The organism is Niveibacterium microcysteis (assembly GCF_017161445.1).
In the GTDB taxonomy this organism is placed as follows: Bacteria; Pseudomonadota; Gammaproteobacteria; order Burkholderiales; family Rhodocyclaceae; genus Niveibacterium; species Niveibacterium microcysteis.
On record NZ_CP071060.1, the window covers coordinates 1433963 to 1450054 of the forward strand.

Annotated in this window: 11 protein-coding genes; 2 read left to right on the top strand and 9 right to left on the bottom strand. The window is 64.5% G+C overall.

Annotated features, from left to right (window positions below; translation table 11 throughout):
- Nucleotides 1-5: 5 nt before the first annotated feature.
- The 4 genes from JY500_RS06665 to pmbA form a co-directional block, all read right to left on the bottom strand.
- Entirely contained in the window at nt 6-974 is a 969-nt protein-coding gene (locus tag JY500_RS06665; protein ID WP_172203891.1) for a TerC family protein, read from the bottom strand.
- 323 nt (nt 975-1297) lie between these two features.
- A complete protein-coding gene (gene map, locus JY500_RS06670; RefSeq protein WP_206255637.1) occupies nt 1298-2095 on the bottom strand; it encodes a type I methionyl aminopeptidase in 798 nt (265 codons plus the stop codon).
- A 311-nt stretch (nt 2096-2406) separates the two neighbouring features.
- Nucleotides 2407-3507 carry a TRAP transporter substrate-binding protein gene (locus JY500_RS06675; protein ID WP_172203887.1) on the bottom strand — a complete coding sequence of 367 codons (1101 nt, stop codon included), beginning with the start codon at nt 3505-3507 and terminating at the stop codon, nt 2407-2409.
- Nucleotides 3508-3688: 181 nt separating this feature from the next.
- Nucleotides 3689-5032 (bottom strand): metalloprotease PmbA, encoded by a 1344-nt coding sequence (gene pmbA, locus JY500_RS06680; protein WP_206255639.1) that lies wholly within the window; start codon nt 5030-5032, stop codon nt 3689-3691.
- A gap of 69 nt (nt 5033-5101) precedes the next feature.
- Here pmbA and yjgA point away from each other — a divergent pair, with 69 nt between their 5' ends.
- On the top strand, nt 5102-5677 hold the full coding sequence (yjgA, locus tag JY500_RS06685) for a ribosome biogenesis factor YjgA (RefSeq protein ID WP_206255641.1): 576 nt from the start codon (nt 5102-5104) through the stop codon (nt 5675-5677).
- On the top strand, nt 5674-6273 hold the full coding sequence (gene mog / locus JY500_RS06690) for a molybdopterin adenylyltransferase (RefSeq protein WP_206255643.1): 600 nt from the start codon (nt 5674-5676) through the stop codon (nt 6271-6273). Before yjgA ends, mog begins: the two co-directional genes overlap by 4 nt.
- On the opposite strand, the gene JY500_RS06695 is transcribed toward mog, so the two are convergent.
- From JY500_RS06695 to glgX, 5 genes are all read right to left on the bottom strand, one after another.
- Nucleotides 6270-8171 carry an ATP-binding protein gene (locus JY500_RS06695; protein ID WP_206255644.1) on the bottom strand — a complete coding sequence of 634 codons (1902 nt, stop codon included), beginning with the start codon at nt 8169-8171 and terminating at the stop codon, nt 6270-6272. The genes mog and JY500_RS06695 overlap by 4 nt on opposite strands.
- A complete protein-coding gene (locus tag JY500_RS06700) occupies nt 8168-8683 on the bottom strand; it encodes a YfiR family protein (RefSeq protein WP_206255646.1) in 516 nt (171 codons plus the stop codon). Before JY500_RS06700 ends, JY500_RS06695 begins: the two co-directional genes overlap by 4 nt.
- A 74-nt stretch (nt 8684-8757) precedes the next feature.
- On the bottom strand, nt 8758-10947 hold the full coding sequence (locus JY500_RS06705; protein WP_206255648.1) for a TonB-dependent receptor plug domain-containing protein: 2190 nt from the start codon (nt 10945-10947) through the stop codon (nt 8758-8760).
- 165 nt (nt 10948-11112) lie between these two features.
- Complete coding sequence (locus JY500_RS06710) at nt 11113-13830, bottom strand: PAS domain-containing sensor histidine kinase (RefSeq protein ID WP_206255650.1); 2718 nt, start codon at nt 13828-13830, stop codon at nt 11113-11115.
- Between the two features lie 101 nt (nt 13831-13931).
- The gene (gene glgX, locus JY500_RS06715; protein WP_206255652.1) at nt 13932-16067 is read right to left on the bottom strand and encodes a glycogen debranching protein GlgX; all 2136 of its coding nucleotides are present in this window, start codon (nt 16065-16067) and stop codon (nt 13932-13934) included.
- Nucleotides 16068-16092: the final 25 nt, after the last annotated feature.

Sequence of the window (16092 nt, forward strand, 5' to 3'; positions counted from 1 at the left end):
TCTGATTAGTGCTGGGTTAGCTTTGCGGCGCTGCGGCGGGTCGCCATCAGGCTGAGCACCACGCCGGTTGTGATGATCGCAGCAACGACGCCGAGCGAGATGCCGATCGGCACCTTGTACCATTCCACGATCATCATCTTCGTGCCGATGAACAGCAGCACCAGCGCCAGCGCATGCTTCAGATACACGAAGCGGTCCGCCATGTCGGCGAGCAGGAAGTACATCGCGCGCAGGCCGAGGATCGCGAAGATGTTCGAGGTCAGCACGATGAACGGGTCCGTGGTGATCGCGAAGATCGCGGGGATCGAATCGACCGCGAAGATCACGTCCGAAATTTCGACCAGCACCAGCACGACGAACATCGGTGTGAACCAGCGGACGCCGTCACGGATCAGCGTGAAGGATTCGTCCTCGATCCGGTCGGTGATCCGCAGATGGCCGCGCATCCAGCGCAACACCGGGTTCTTCGACAGGTCCGCCTCGCCTTCCGACACGATCAGCATCTTGATGCCGGTAACGATCAGGAAAGCGCCGAAGAGGTAGAGAATCCAGTGGAACTTGGCGATCAGTACCGCACCGGCGAAGATCATCACGGTACGCAGCACGATTGCGCCGACCACGCCGTAGAGCAGCACACGCCGCTGGTATTCAACCGGCACGGCGAAGTAGCTGAAGATCATCAGCCACACGAAGACGTTATCGACGGCGAGCGATTTTTCGATCAGGTAACCGGTGACGAATTCGGTCGCGCGCAGGTTCGCCACTTCGCGGCCAACCGTGGCGTCCAGCCAGAACCAGAGCGCCGCCGCAAAACCCATTGCCACGCTGACCCAGAAGACTGACCAGCCGGCCGCCTCCTTGAAGCCCACCTTGTGCGCCTTGCGGCCGCCGAGCAGAAAGAGGTCCATCAGGATGAACGTGAGTACGAGCACGAAGAAGCCCGCCCACATCCACCAGGTACCGATTGTTGCCATCTGAAGCTCCTGAGAAAACGTCGAAATGAAAACGGCCTGTCCGTCGCCGGTCAGGCCGCTCATTTCAGGACGGACCTTTGCCGGTAACGGCAAAGGTCTTGCTCGCAACCGCGCGTCGGCACGTGCTGCCCGGATGCCCGGCAACCCTGCCACGGGCTGCGTCATGACGAACATCCGATCGGGAGCTACTCCCCTTTGTTAGCTACTCAGTCAGTAGCATTTTGCAAAAGTTCCGAACCAGCGAGAAATTTCTTTTGCGATGCGCTCCCGCGCGGCAGGGCGATTCGGGAATCCGCCGCTCGCTGCACGGCGATTCAGCGCAATCAGCCGATTGCCGGGTAGTCGCCCTGGTCGTCGGGCCAGGGCGTGAGAATCTCGAATCCGGTCTCGGTCACCGCCACCATGTGTTCCCACTGTGCGGACAGCGAACGATCCTTGGTCACTACGGTCCAGCCGTCCGCGAGCAGGACGGAGGTGGCCTTGCCCGCATTGATCATCGGCTCGATGGTGAACAGCATGCCCGGCTCCAGAACCAGGCCTTCGCCGCGTCGGCCATAGTGTCGGACCTCTGGTGCATCGTGATAGATCTGCCCGATGCCGTGGCCGCAGTAGTCGCGCACAACGCTGTGCCCGGCCTGCGCGGCGACGGTCTGAATCGCATGCCCCACATCGCCGAGCGTCGCGCCCGGTTTCACCGCTTCGATGCCAGCGCACATCGCATCGAAGGCGTTGCGCACCAATCGCCGGGCTTGCTTGCTCGGTTCGCCGACGAAGTACATGCGGCTGGTGTCGCCGAACCAACCGTCCTTGTTCACGGCTACATCGATGTTGAGGATGTCGCCGTTAGCCAGAGGGCGATCGTTCGGTATCCCGTGGCAGATCACATGATTCACCGACGCGCAGATCGTTTTGGGGAAACCGCCGTAACCCACATTCGCCGCAATCGCGCCGAGCGGGCCGGTGATGTAGTCGTGACAGATGCGATCGAGTTCGTCGGTGGTGACGCCCGGCCGCACATGCGGGGCGATCATCGCCAGCACGGCGGCTGCGAGTTCGCCTGCCTTGCGCGCCTGGGCGAGTTCGGCGGGGGTATGAATCTTCACGGCGCGAGAGCGAGCCAAGTACGTGTTCTCCAGTAGGTGGCGCGATGCGCGCCGAGGGGGTGTTGGTGCAGCGTGTGCCGGTGTCGGCCGCAAGGATAGCGCGAGCGGGCCCGGCTGCCAGTCGGATTGACGCTGCCGCGGGGGATCCCGGCGGCGGGGCCGATGCAGCGTTGCAATTCGGGTTCGGCGCGGAGCGCACAGCCAATTCCAAACGCCTATGGTTGGCCCTGGTTGCCGGTGCGATGAGCCTCCAATACTCGGTAGCCTCACCTAAGAGGAAAAGAAAACCCCGCCGTGGCGGGGTTTCTTCGTTGCCGGGCTGGACGCGGCTACTTCTTCGCGCCGCTTCGTTGCTGCTGCAGGAAGTTGTCGTAGCGACTCTCGGCCACGCCGAACCAGAGGATCTGGTCGTCGCGGAATTTCTTCCAAGCGTCGTAGATCTTCTTGAATTTCGGGTTGCTGGCTGCGGTTTCCTCATACAGCTCGAAGGCCGCCTTGTAGGACGCGGCCATGATTTCCGCGCTGAAGGGCCGCAACTGTGTGCCGGTCGCGACGAGCTTCTTCAGCGCGAGCGGGTTCTTCGCGTCGTACTCGGCTTGCATGTCCGCGTGTGCGTAGAGGCAGGCGTCTTCAAGAATCGTCTTGTATTCCTTCGGCAGCGACTCCCACTGCTTCTGGTTCACATAGACCGACAGCTGCGGGCCGCCTTCCCACCAACCGGGGTAGTAGTAGAACTTGGCGACCTTGTTGAAGCCGAGCTTCTCGTCGTCGTAGGGGCCAACCCACTCGGCGGCGTCGATGGTGCCTTTTTCAAGGGCGGGGTAGATGTCGCCGCCCGGAATCTGTTGCGGTACGGCGCCCAGCTTGGCGATTACCTTGCCGGCGAAGCCACCGATGCGCATCTTGAGGCCTTCGAAATCCTTGACCGTCTTGATTTCCTTGCGGTACCAGCCGCCCATCTGCACCCCCGTGTTGCCGCATGGGATGTTGTAGATGTTGTAGTCCTTGAAGAACTCGCGCAGCAACTGCAGGCCGCCGCCTTGCATCATCCAGGCCGTCTGCTGGCGGCTGTTGAGGCCGAATGGCAGGGCCGTGTCGAAGGCGAAGGTCGGATCCTTGCCGACGAAGTAGTACGACGCCGAATGGCCGATTTCCACCGTGCCATCCTTGACCGCGTCGAGCACGCCGGGGCCGGGAACCAGCTCGCCCGCCGCGAATACCTGGATCTGGAACTTACCGCCGGTGGCTTCCGCGACGCGCTTGGCCATCGTCTCGGCGGCACCGTAGATCGTGTCCAGGCTCTTGGGGAAGCTTGATGCCAGCCGCCACTTGATGGTGGGCAACTCGGCGGCCATCGCCGGGCCGGCGACGGCGGCGGCACCTGCGGCAAGGCCAGCGCCAGCGTTCTTCAAAAATGAGCGACGTTCCACGTTGTCTCCTCTCCTGTTATGGGGTTGTTCGTGTGGGAACGTCGCGACTATACGAGAGCTGTCGCGCAAAGGTGAAGTGTGGTTTTGGCGCAGCGCCGGCGCCGCGAGAGCCTTGTCCTGTAAGGCTCTCGTAAGAAATTCGGCAACCCCTCGCGGGGCATGGGGTTGCCAGTGCGCTCGCTCAGTCGCCGGCAACCGTCATGTTGCCAATCAGCACCGATCCGCATTGTTTCGAGCCACGCACAAGCATGTCGTTACCGCAGGCGACGATGTCGCGGAACATGTCGCGCAGGTTGCCTGCAATCGTGATCTCGTGCACCGGGTACGCAATCTCGCCGTTCTCAACCCAGTAGCCGGCCGCCCCGCGCGAGTAGTCGCCGGTTACGGTATTCACGCCATGGCCCAGCAGTTCAGTGACAAACAACCCACGCCCCATTTTCTTGAGCAAGCCGGTCAGGCCGAGCTTGCCGGGCTGCAGGATCAGGTTGTGGCAGCCGCCGGCGTTACCGGTGGACTTCAGGCCCAGCTTGCGTGCCGAGTAGCTGCCGAGGAACCAGCCGTTGAGCGTGCCGCGCGTGACGACTTCGCGGCGCGCGGTCGCGACGCCTTCGTCGTCAAACCAGCTGCTGGCCAGGCCGCCGGGAATGAACGGGTCTTCGAGCAGCGTTACCGCATCCGAGAACACCTGGGTGCCGAGGGTGTCGAGCAGGAATGAGCTGCGCCGGTAGAGGCTGCCGCCGCTCGCTGCGCTGACAAAATGCCCCAGCAGGCCGGCGGCCAGCGGGGCTTCGAACAGCACGGGCACCTCGCAGGTGTTCAACTTGCGGGCGTTCAAGCGCGACAGAGCGCGGCGCGCCACATAGTCGCCGATCGCTTCGGGGGCCGGCAGATCGAGCGCGTTGCGCCGGGTGACGTACCAGTCATCGCGCTGCATTCCATCGCCTTCGCCCGCGATCATCGAGCAGCCAAGACCATGGCGTGTGGTCGCATAGCCCTCGCAGAAGCCCAGGCTGTTTGCCGATACAAACTGGGTTTGCTGCGTTGATACGCTCGCCCCTTCGGAATTCGTGACGAGTTCGCTGACCGAAAAGCCCGAGGCCTCGCAGCGCCGGGCGAGTTCGATCGAAGCGTCCACGTCGGTCGCCCAAGGGTGGAAGAGATCCAGCTCGCGCGGCTCCCGTGCCAGCTGCTCCGGGTCGGGCAAACCCGCCGCCGGGTCGCTGGCGGTGAAGCGGGCGATCGATACCGCCGCGGCCACCGTATCGCGCAGCGCCTGCGGTGCGAAGTCGGTTGTGCTTGCGTGGCCGCGCTGCTGCCCCAGGTACACGGTGACCGAGATGCCCTTGTCGCGGTGGTACTCCAGCGTGTCGACTTCCCCCTGGCGCACGCTGACCGAATGCCCCCAACCCTCCGAAACATCGACGTCGCAGGCCGATGCGCCTTGGCCCTTGGCGCTTTTCAGCACATCGGCGGCAATCTCGCGCAGTGCATCCTGGGTGAAGCTGAATCCATTTGAAGTGGCCATGCCGGGGCATCCGTCGGGTCGAAAGCTATAATTTTACGTTCATGTGGCCAAATCGCCTTCGGAAACTCCATGCACCGCAATCCACAACACCAGAATGACGACGACTCGGACGAGTACGACGGCCCCAGCAAATCGCAACGCAAGCGCGACATGCACAAGCTGCAGGACATGGGGGCTGAGCTCGTAGCGCTGTCGCCCGCGCGCCTCGCCAAGGTGCCTTTGCCCGAGCGCCTGCACGACGCGATCCTCGAATACGCCCGTGTCGGCAAGCACGAAGCCAAGCGGCGCCAGTTGCAGTACATCGGCAAGCTGATGCGTGAGGTCGACCCTGCGCCGATTCGCGAGGCGCTGGACGCCTTCGCCGGCGTGTCGCGCGCCGAGATCGCCCGCCAGCACAAGCTCGAACGCCTGCGCGAACGCTTGCTGGAAGACGAAGGCACGCTCGGCGATATCGCCGCGGCCTACCCGGACGCCGATCTGCAGCATCTGCGTAACCTGCGCCGCAACGCCATCAAGGAACGTGAAGCGGCCAAGCCGCCGCGCGCTTATCGCGAGATCTTCCGCATCCTGCGTGACTTCGAGTACGCCGACGACGGCGAAGGGCAGAGCGCAGGCGAAGAGGGCGGCGAGGGCGACGAGGCATGAGCGATACGCTGCGCATCGGCCTGGTTTCGATCAGCGATCGCGCCTCGTCCGGGGTCTATGAAGACAAAGGCCTGCCAGCGCTGACGGAATGGTTCGGCGCCGCGCTGCGGAGTCCGTGGCAGGCGGAAACGCGGCTGATTCCCGATGAGCAGGCTGTCATCGAAGCCACGCTGATCGAGCTGTGCGACCTTGCCGGCTGCCATCTGGTCCTGACGACCGGTGGCACCGGCCCGGCGCCGCGTGATGTCACACCCGAGGCCACGCTTGCGGTTGCGCACAAGGTGATGCCCGGTTTTGGCGAGCAGATGCGGCAGATCGGTCTTGCCTTCGTGCCAACCGCGATCCTTTCTCGCCAGGTCGGTGTAATCCGCGGTCAGAGCCTGATCCTGAACCTTCCGGGCCAACCCAAGGCGATCCGCGAAACCCTTGAGGGTGCTCGTAACCCCGACGGCAGTATCCGCGTACCCGGCATCTTCGCCGCCGTGCCGTACTGCATCGATCTGATCGGCGGTCCGTACATCGAAACCGACGAATCGGTCGTGAAGGCGTTCCGCCCCAAATCGGCCCAGCGTAACCCCATTCAATCGGCAAGCTAGTTTGGCGCCTTGACCCGCCGCGGAGCGACGAGCGGGAAGCTGAGGCGGAAGCGGGCGCCAGTGCCTTCGGTGCTGAAAGCTTCGATCTTGCCGCCGAGGATGCCGCCGGCAAGGTTGTGCACGATGTAGAGCCCGAGTCCGCTACCGCCTTCGCCCAGGCGGGTGGTGAAGAAGGGGTTGAAGATCTGGGCCAGGTGCTGCGATGCAATGCCGCAGCCGTTGTCGCTGAGTTCCAGCACGACCGCGTCGCCGTCCCGGCGCGCTTCGAGCTCGATCAGGCCACCCGGGTGGTTCGCCAGCCCGTGTATCAGCGCGTTCTGGATCAGGTTCGTGAGGATCTGTTCGATCGCGCCGGGGAAGCTGTCGCATTCGATGTTGGCTTCGACGCGGCTTTCGATCCGGTGCTGCGAGTGTTTGAACAACGGGCCGAGTGCGTGCAGCGTGTTGTCGATCAGCTCGTCGAGCTGGAAGCTGCGGCGCCGCATGCTGGTCTGGTCCACCGCCACCTGCTTGAAGTCGTTGATCAGGCTGCCAGCGCGCAGGCTGTTGTTTTCGATCAGCGACATGCCGATCGCCAGATCGTCGAGGAAGCGCTGGAAGCCGCTGCGCGAGACGCGGTTGTCCGCTACCTGCGCGGAGAAGCTGCGCGCGAGATCCGCCATGCTCGAGGACGCGGTGACGACCATGCCGATCGGTGTGTTGAGTTCGTGTGCAATGCCGGCGACGAGGCTGCCGAGCGCGGCAAGTTTCTCGCTCTGAACGAGCTGTTCCATCGCCTGCTTGAGTTCCGTGGTGCGTTGTGCGACGCGGCTTTCAAGTGACTCGTTGAGTTCGGTCAGTCGCGCCAGCGCGTCGGCCAACGATGCCTGTGTTTCGCGTTGGTCGGTGATGTCGGTGGAGATCGCGGAGACGGCGTAGATCTCACCCGCGGTGTTGCGCAGCGCAAAGCGTTCGGTCAGCCAGGTGCGATCACCGAACTCTTCTTCATGCCGTTGAGCGCTGCCGGCGAGCACCGTCGCGTGATCCAGTTCTTCCCGTAGTCGTGCGAGCTGAGGCGGGAACAGCGTGTCGTCGCGTTGCCCCAGGATGCGCTCGGCCGGTTGCCCGACCTGGCGTGCAAACTGTTCGTTCACCAGCAAGTAGCGGCCGTCGTCGCCCTTCATGGTGATGGTGGCAGGGGCGTGGTCGATCAGGGCCTGCAGCAGTTGCGCGCTCTCGCGTAAGGCGACCGCACGCTCTTCGATTGCCGCCAGCATCCGGTTGACCGCCGTGCCCAGTTCGCTGATCTCGTCGTTGCCGTGAACCCGGATGCGCTGGGCGTAGTCGCGCGCCTCGGTGACATGCGCAGCGAGTGCCGCGAGTTCGTTCACCGGCTGGATCACCCGGGCGCGCAGCGTCAGCACCATCACCAGCACCAGCAGGGCCTCCACCGCGATGCTGCTCGACAGCATCAACCCGTAACGCGGCAGCCGCTCGGCCAGTGATGGCAGGCGCTCCTGCAGCAGCAGGTGACCGATGGTCTGGCTTTGTACCCGTATCGGTTCGACATGACGGATCGCCCCTGGAATCTGCACGACACCTTCGAGCGGCGGGCAGGGGCTGCGGCTACCGACCCGGTATGTCGCCACGATGCGCCCGCGATCGCCATAGAGGCACGCGAGGGTCACGCTCGGGTTGGTGCGCAGCGTTTGAAGGTTCTCGTCGGCGGCACGGGCATCGTCAAACGAGATCGCGGCCGCGCTGTTGAGGGCAAGGATTTCGGCGCGCCCGCGCAGGTCCTGCAGGATGCGGTCGCGATAGGTGCTTTGCTCGTAGGCCAGCAATAGCGCCAGATGCAGCACCACGCCCAGCAGCAGCACGCCAACGCTCAGTCGGATCAGGCGCCGTTCGAGCTTCATTGACCGCCCCCTTCAACATGGGCGGCCAGCGCCAACAGCCGGGAGCTGAATTGCAGCTTGGCACGCACGGCACTGTCGAGGTTTACCTCGAAGCGCAGGGTGTTGCCCTGGGGGATCAGATTGATCACGCCGCCTTTCTGAAGAAAGCCACCCTGTTCGCTCACCGTGAGAATCGCGCGGTCGCGCGCTGCGTTGAGCCAATTGCGTGTCTGTGTGCTGTCACGGCCCAGGAACAGCACGGTGCAACCTTCCACTTCCGCGGGTTCGAGCAGGCGCCGCACCGGCAGCCCACTCTTGCCCTGATTGCGCTCCAGCCAGTCCGCCACCTCGTCGGCACCGACGAGGCACAGCATATGCCCCGCGTTGGACGGCCAGACAATGTAGCGGGTGAAATTGATCAGATAGGCCGCCTTGACCTGCGCGTCCAGCGGCGCCGAATGGGCGACGACGCCCTGCACTGAAAGGGCCGTGGCGAGGACGCCGATGCGGATCAGGCGAGCGCAGCGTGACATCGGGCTAGCGGTGGGCGTGGTTGCGCACGTGTGCAGTCGGATGCATGGGATGGAGGATGTAGCGCGAGTCCGGTTCAGAAGGCATGACGGTAGGTCAGCGCGACGGCTGGCGCCTCGGCGCGGTAGTTGCTCACATCGATCAGGTACATGCGCTTGTTGTATTTCGAATCGATCCAGCCGAGCACGTTGTAGGCGTTGAATGCCACCGTATCGCGCCCGAACACCCTGCAGGACGCGCCGAGGTCCAGAAATACCGCCTCCTGGAAGCTGTCGGTATAGCCGGGGTCGGACACTGCGGTGCTGGAATACGGGCCCGGAATGATCCTGTTGTTGATGTCGTTGGTGGCCTGGGTGGTGTCCTGCGAGCCGGGGTAGCCCCAGAACACCCTCAGCGCGCCGCTGACACGCCAATCCCCGTTCGCCTGCCAGACGGCGGCGAGCTTGGTCATGTGGTTGCTCCAGTTGCTCAGGTCATTGCCATAGCCGAGATTGGCGACCGAGATCTTCTGGCGCGCGCCGGGCTCGACTTCGAAGTGATCGAGCTTGGTATAGGCGTGCGAGAAGCTCAGGCGCAGCGCGTCGGTCTTGTACTCGAGTTCAAGTTCCACCCCGCCATAGGTGAAGTTCGCGACTGGCGTGGGCGCCAGGGTGGTGGAATTGAAGCCGATCACCTCGACGTCGTTGTAGTACGCCGAGAGATCAAGCCGCAGCGCACGTGAGAACGCATGCTGGTAGATCAATTCCACCCCTTGCAACTGCTCTGGCGTCGAGAGTTGGCCGGCCAGATGCTGTTTGCGCAGCTCTTCGGCGTTGTTCTTGCGCACCGAGCGGCTGAGGACCGACTTGAAGGTGTCGGTCTCGGTTGGCGCGTACACCAGCGACCATCGCGGCGACCACATCCACTCGGTGTAGTCGTCCTTATCGGCGCGCAGGCCGAGGAAGTTGGTCAGGGTGTCCGATACCTGCCACTGATGTTCGGCAAACACGCCGTAGGCGGCCGAACCCCATTCAGACATCAGGCCGAGTGACGAGGAGTAGGGCGGCGCGTCCGGATAGCCGGGGCTGGCCAGCCCGTAGCGGGAATAGGTGTATTCGGCGCCGGCAGCCAGCGACTGCGTTTCGCTCGCCTGACCGCTGAGCGTGGCGCGCAGCAGGTACTGCTCTTCGCGGTGGCTTTCGACCTGGTTCCAGGGTGCGGCGACGTTGGCGAACACACGCTGGTAGTCGAACGTGTCGTAGCCGCCTTTGAGCTCGAGCGACATCGCCGGGCTCAGCGTCCAGCGTTGCGACATGTCCAGCGTGAGCTGCTGGTAGCCGACGCCCTGGTCGGGTATCGCCGACTGCGGCGTGCCTGGGGCAGCCGACCCGATCGGCTTGGTGCCGAACACCTTGTGCTCCCAAGCCAGTTCCTCGCCGCCGCGGGTATAGCGCAGCCAGGCGCGGAAGTTGTCGAGCTGGTAGTCCGCATGCAGCTTGAGCTTGGGTTGCCCGCGGAAGGCTGCATGGTTGTCGGGGTAATCGAACGGGGCGGGTTCGCCGGCCTTCACCTGCTGGCCCCAGGCGGTATTGAAGGTGTTGCCGTACACCACTGGCGCATCGTCGGGCTCGGCGCCTTCGTAGTTGGCGATACCGGCATACAGCAGCAGGCCGTGTCGTTCGCCGATCGCGATGGTCTTCTTCGCTTCCAGGCTCTGGAACTGCTCGATCGCACCGAGTTTCACCGTGGCGGCGTCGCCGCTCGCGTCACTGAAGCTTTCCGTCTGGATGCTGATCACCATCGACACCGCACCCGGGCCGTACACCACCGAGCCGGGGCCGCGCACGACGTCGATGCGCTGGATATCGTCGAGCATCGGCAGATCGCGTTCGCTCATGGCACCGAAATGGGTCCGCTCGTTCAAGACGCGCCCGTTCAGCACGATCAGGTACTTGTCGTCGCGGTCACCGATCAGCCCTCGCATGCCCATATGGGGGGCTTCCCAATGGTGCGGCAGGTAGTGGAAGCTGGGTACGTAGGTCTCAAGCAGATCGAACAGATTGCGCGCCCCGGTGTCGCGGATCATCTGGCGATCGATCACGGTGACCGAGGCTGGCACGCGACGCGAGGTGGTCGGCGTGATCGTTGCGCTTTGTGGAACGGTTACGTTGCCAAGCTGGCCAAGGTCGAGTTCCAGCACTGAAGCATCGTCGGGGGCTTGCGCAGCGGCGCAGCAGGCATGAGCGGCCAGCGCGAGCAGGCCCAGCCGCGGTATGTGATGTCCCATGCTCCCCCTCCCGGATTGGCGTCGTGGTTGCGGGCTGTTTGCCGATGCGAGTCGGGACAGCAAATCTCTTTGTATTTGTCCGCAAGCTTAACTAACGGCAAGGTGGCGATGCACTTGAACCGGCACCCGCAAAGTGGTGGCGGCGCGAAGCCGCTGCTTTGGTGATCAGGGCGCGGCGAGTGGTAGTTCGAGCGTAACGATGCAACCGGCGCCGGGTGCGCTGTCCAGCGTCACGCTGCCGCCCAGTACATCGCACACGATGGTGTGCACGATGTAGAGTCCGAGGCCGCTGCCGCCAGTGCCAAGGCGGGTGGTGAAGAACGGTTCGAAGGCGCGCGCCAGTTCCCGGTCGCTCATGCCGCGGCCGTTATCGCGCACGACAAGGCGCACGTGGTCGGCGCCGCTGCGCTGTGCAGCGATTTCGAGCTCGCCCTCGGCGCGGCCATCGAAGGCGTGGATCAGCGCATTCATCGCAAGGTTCTCGATCACCTGCTCCAGCGCGCCGGGGTAGCCATCCATCTCGATATCCGGGGCGATCGCGATGGTCAGCGCCACGCCCTGCGGCCGCAGGCGCGGCTGCAGCAGGCTGAACAACTCGTCGGTCACCTGGTGCAAGAGGTAGTGGCGACGCCCCTCGGTCGACTGGTCGACGGCCACCTGCTTGAACTGCTGCACGATATGCGCGGCGCGCGAGAGCGACCGTTCGATCAGGCTCACCGTCTGCTGCGCGAGGTTGGTGAAATCCTGCAGCGCGCTGCGGCGCAGGCTACCGCCTTCGATCGTCCGGCCGAAGTCGCGCAACTCGCCGGCCAGGCTGCTGGCTGCGGTGATGCCGTTGCCGAGCGGCGTGTTGAGTTCGTGTGCGACACCTGCGACAAGGCGCCCAAGCGAGGCCAGCTTCTCGCTGCGCATCAGCTCCTGTTCGGCGCGCTGCAAATGCTGCTGGGCCACGCGGCGCTCGGTTACGTCAATGCCGACGCCGCGGTAGCCGACGAAGCGGCCGTGCAGGAACTGCGGCGCGCCGGAAAGCTCCAGGTAGCGCAGCGGCCCGTCGGGCTGGGTCTGGAGCCTGAGTGCCACCGCATGGAAGGGCGCGTGGCGCGTCATGCGCGCGAGCAGCGGGGCGAGGCCGCTTGCGTCGTCCGTGCTGAGCGGCAGACCCTCCAGCGTACGCCCGACCCAGTCCGCGGGGCGAATATCGGCGTCGGCGAGGCCCTTGCCGACGATCTCGACCAAGCGCAGATCGGCATCCATCGTCCAGTACCAGTCCGACGAGAGTTCGGTCAGCTCGCGGAAACGTGCCTGCTTGTCGCGCAAAGCGCGCACCAGGGGGCGGATCAGCGCGGTCAGCAGCCAGCCGCCGAGCAGAATCGTGGGCAGCGCAAACAGCAGCACGCGGTGCAATAGCCGGCGCAGCGGCGCATAGAATTCCTGCGCATCAACGGTGATCAACATCATCAAGCCATTGCTGCTGACCTTGCGCGACAGATTCAAGCGCCCCATCGGCCGGTAGGCGATCACTGCCGTGCGCCCTTGCTCGTCGCGCAGCAGTTGCGGCGTGCTGGAGTCGCCCGCCTCGCCGTATAGCGTGGCGGCGTCGATGAAGCTGCGTACGGCGGTATCGCGCGGCATCCACAGCGCGTCCGGATTACGCGAGCGGAGGCAGCGCACAGCCCCTTGATAGAGCCCGCAAATGGCCATCTGCCCGGTGTTGCCGAGGTCGAAATCGGTCTCGGCGAGTTGCTCCCACGCCGGCACCGCGTGCTGGATCACGATCTCGCCGACGCGATTGCGTTGGGCGTCCTCAATGTCCAGCCGTTGCAGCGCGAACGGCACACCCTGATGCCACAGCAGGCTGACATCACTGCGCCGGCGGGTTGTTGACCACAACACGGTGCCATCCAGAAAGTCGCCATGACGCGCCAGTTCCTGCCCCCGCGCATTGCGGATCGACACCGCACGCGCAATGCTGGCGCGGGCGGTTTGCGACGGGTTCGCCGGCGGTAGCAGTTCGTCGACCATTTGCTGCAGCTTGGCCACGGTCGCGGCGTCAGGCTTGTCGGCTTCATGCGCCAGCAGCGCACCGATCTGGCGATCGCGAACCAGCGGCGCCGAGTTCAGATGCAGCGCGTCGAGTGCCGAATAGAAGACGAACTGCCGGGTCTGCAGCGTCGCCTCAAGATGCTGGTAGAGCGCCGTCTCCAGCTCAGCCTGCAGCGCCGCGAAGCTGATCAGCCCGGTGGCGAAGGCGATCATCGTCAGCAGCCCGAGGCCGATACGGCTGATCAGCGACTCTTCGCGCTGCTCCCCTGGCCGCAGCCGCGAACGCTCGCGCAGCAGCAGGATCGCGAGCATGAACATCGCACCGGCGAGCGGAAGCGCTTGAGGGCGCAGCGCGCGCTGCCCGTACATCAGATCGAGGTGGATGTGGTTGCTGGCAATGACAAGCGCGCCGCCGCAGACCAGGGTCACGGCGGCCGGGGTCAGTAACCGGGCAAGCCGCGGAGCGGGGCGCTGAAGCGTCCAGGCCCAGATTGCCCACGCCGCGGCGCAAAGGATGGCCGGCCACGAGCGAGAAGCTTCCGGCCACAGGCGGCTTGCCAGGCTGGCAGGCGGCCACGCGTGCACCAGTGGAACGAGCGTTAGAGCTGCCACCAGAAGGGTCGCAGCGCGCAAACGCGGGGCATTGGTAATGCCCGCACTGAGGGCCAGCGCCGCAGCCAGCGCCATGCCGCCCGCGCTTGGGTTCAGCCACAGTTCGCTGTGTGCAGGTGCTGGCAGCAGCAACGCCAGCGACGCTCCCAACACCAGCACGCCATAGAGTGCCAGCAGGGCCATCGTGCCGCGTCTGAGGACATCGAATGGCTCTGTGCTGACTGCCACTCACCGCGCTCCTGTCTGATCGGGCATGCCGAACGCCGCCCGTTACCGCAAGGCTATCGGCAAGGCGGCGCGCGACTTGAGCCGCGCGCCGCCGGCACGCGTCAACGTGAGATCAGCACGACCGTGCAACGCGGGTTGGCGAGGTAGTGGTCGTCGGGCTCAAGCAGCACTTCGGCACCTGCTTCGGCGAAATCCTCGTCGGCCGGAAGACTCGTGTCGATGATGCGATACCAGCGCATGCCGTCGCCCGCTGGCGGCAAGCGAACGTCTTGCAGTTGGCTGTCGGCGTTGAGGATGAAGAAGAGGTAATAGCGGCCGGCAGGCGAGATGATCTCGCCACCGTCGAGCCTGTAGCACAGCGTGCGGGCTTGCGGGTCGTCCCAGCGCGGCGGGTTCAGGTCGGTGCCGAACCAGCTGATATCGGCGACACCATCGCAGTTCATATCGCGCCCGAGCAGGAATTTGCGCCGTTGCAGCACGGTGTAGCGCCGCGTCAACGCAATCGCATTACGGGTAAAGCGCAGCAGGCTGGCGTTGCGTTCGACCGCGCCCCAGTCGAACCAGGCGAGCGGGTTGTCCTGGCAGTAGGCGTTGTTGTTGCCGCGCTGGGTGCGGCGCACCTCGTCGCCCGCCAGCAGCATTGGCGTACCGAGCGAGAAGAACAGCGCACACAGGTGGTTGCGGATCAACTGGCTGCGCAAGCGCTCGATCGCGGGGTCGTCGGTGGGGCCTTCCACGCCACAGTTCCACGAGATGTTGTCGCTCGCGCCGTCGCGGTTGTCTTCGAGGTTGGCCTCGTTGTGCTTCTGGTTGTAGCTGACCAGATCGTTCAGCGTGAAGCCATCGTGGCAGGTGATGAAGTTGACGCTGTTGTAGGCCGAACGCCCATCATCGCCGTAGAGATCGGCGGACCCGGTGACGCGGCGGCCCATGCTGCCGAGCTGGCCCGGATCGCCGCGCATGAAGCGGCGCATCGTGTCGCGGAAGCGGCCGTTCCACTCCGACCAGTCCACCGGAAAATTGCCGACCTCGTATGTCCCCAGATCCCAGGGCTCGGCAATCAGTTTCACGCGTGAGAGCACCGGATCCTGCGCTACGGCATCGAAAAACGACGCCGAGCGCTGGAAGCCGCCGCGTTCGCGGCCGAGCACGGAGGCAAGGTCGAAGCGGAAGCCATCGACATGCATCACCTTGACCCAATAGCGCAGCGAATCCATCACCATGCGGATCACCGCAGCGCTGAAGAAATCGAGCGTGTTGCCGCAGCCGGTGGTGTTGTCGTAGAAGCGGGCGGGTGCGTCGGCCGGGCCCAGCAGGCCGTAGTAGCTGCGGTTGTCGATGCCGCGCATCGAGAGCGTGGGCCCGAGTTCACTGCCTTCGGCGCTATGGTTGTAGACCACGTCGAGAATCACTTCGATGCCGGCTTCGTGCAGCGCCTTCACCATGGTCTTGAATTCGGCGACTTCACAACCGGGCGAGTGGCGGGTGCTGTAGCTTGGCTCGGGCGCGAAGAAGGCGAGCGTGTTGTAGCCCCAGTAATTTGTCAGCCCCCGCGCGGTCAGGAAGTCCTCCGCATGGAAGGCGTGCACCGGCAGCAGTTCCACTGCGTTGATACCGAGCGACTTGAGGTAGGGGATCTTCTCGATGAAGCCAAGGTAGGTGCCCGGTGCTTTGACGCCGGACGCGGGGTCTGCGGTAAAGCCCTTCACATGCGCTTCGTAGATCACCATCTGCTCGAAGGGTATCGCCGGCGGTCTGTCCTTGCCCCAGTCGAAGTGCGAGTCCACGACAATCGCTTTGGGCATCGCCGCGCTGCTGTCCCGCGCGTCGAACGACAGATCCTTCAAGGGCGAATGCGGGTCGTAGGCGAGCAGTAGGTTGTCCGTGTTCACCGGCTTGCCGGTGATCGCGCGTGCGTAGGGGTCGAGCAGCAGCTTGTACGGGTTGAAGCGCATGCCATTGGCGGGGTCGAACGGGCCATCGACGGTGTAGCCATAGCATTGGCCCGCCTTGATCCCCGCCACGAATCCGTACCAGACGTAGCGTTCGCGCTCCGTCAGCTCGAGCACGGTGGTGACCGGGCCATTCGGTTCGTCGAACAGGTGCAGCAGCACGCGGGTGGCGTTGCGTGAGTAGAGGGCGAAGTTGACGCCTTCCGGCGTCAGCGTGGCGCCCAGCGGGTACCAACGGCCGGGTGAAACGGTGGGTGGCGCGTCCGGGCGGGCAGTTTCGGACATGAGACGATCCTCGTCAGGGCAGGCC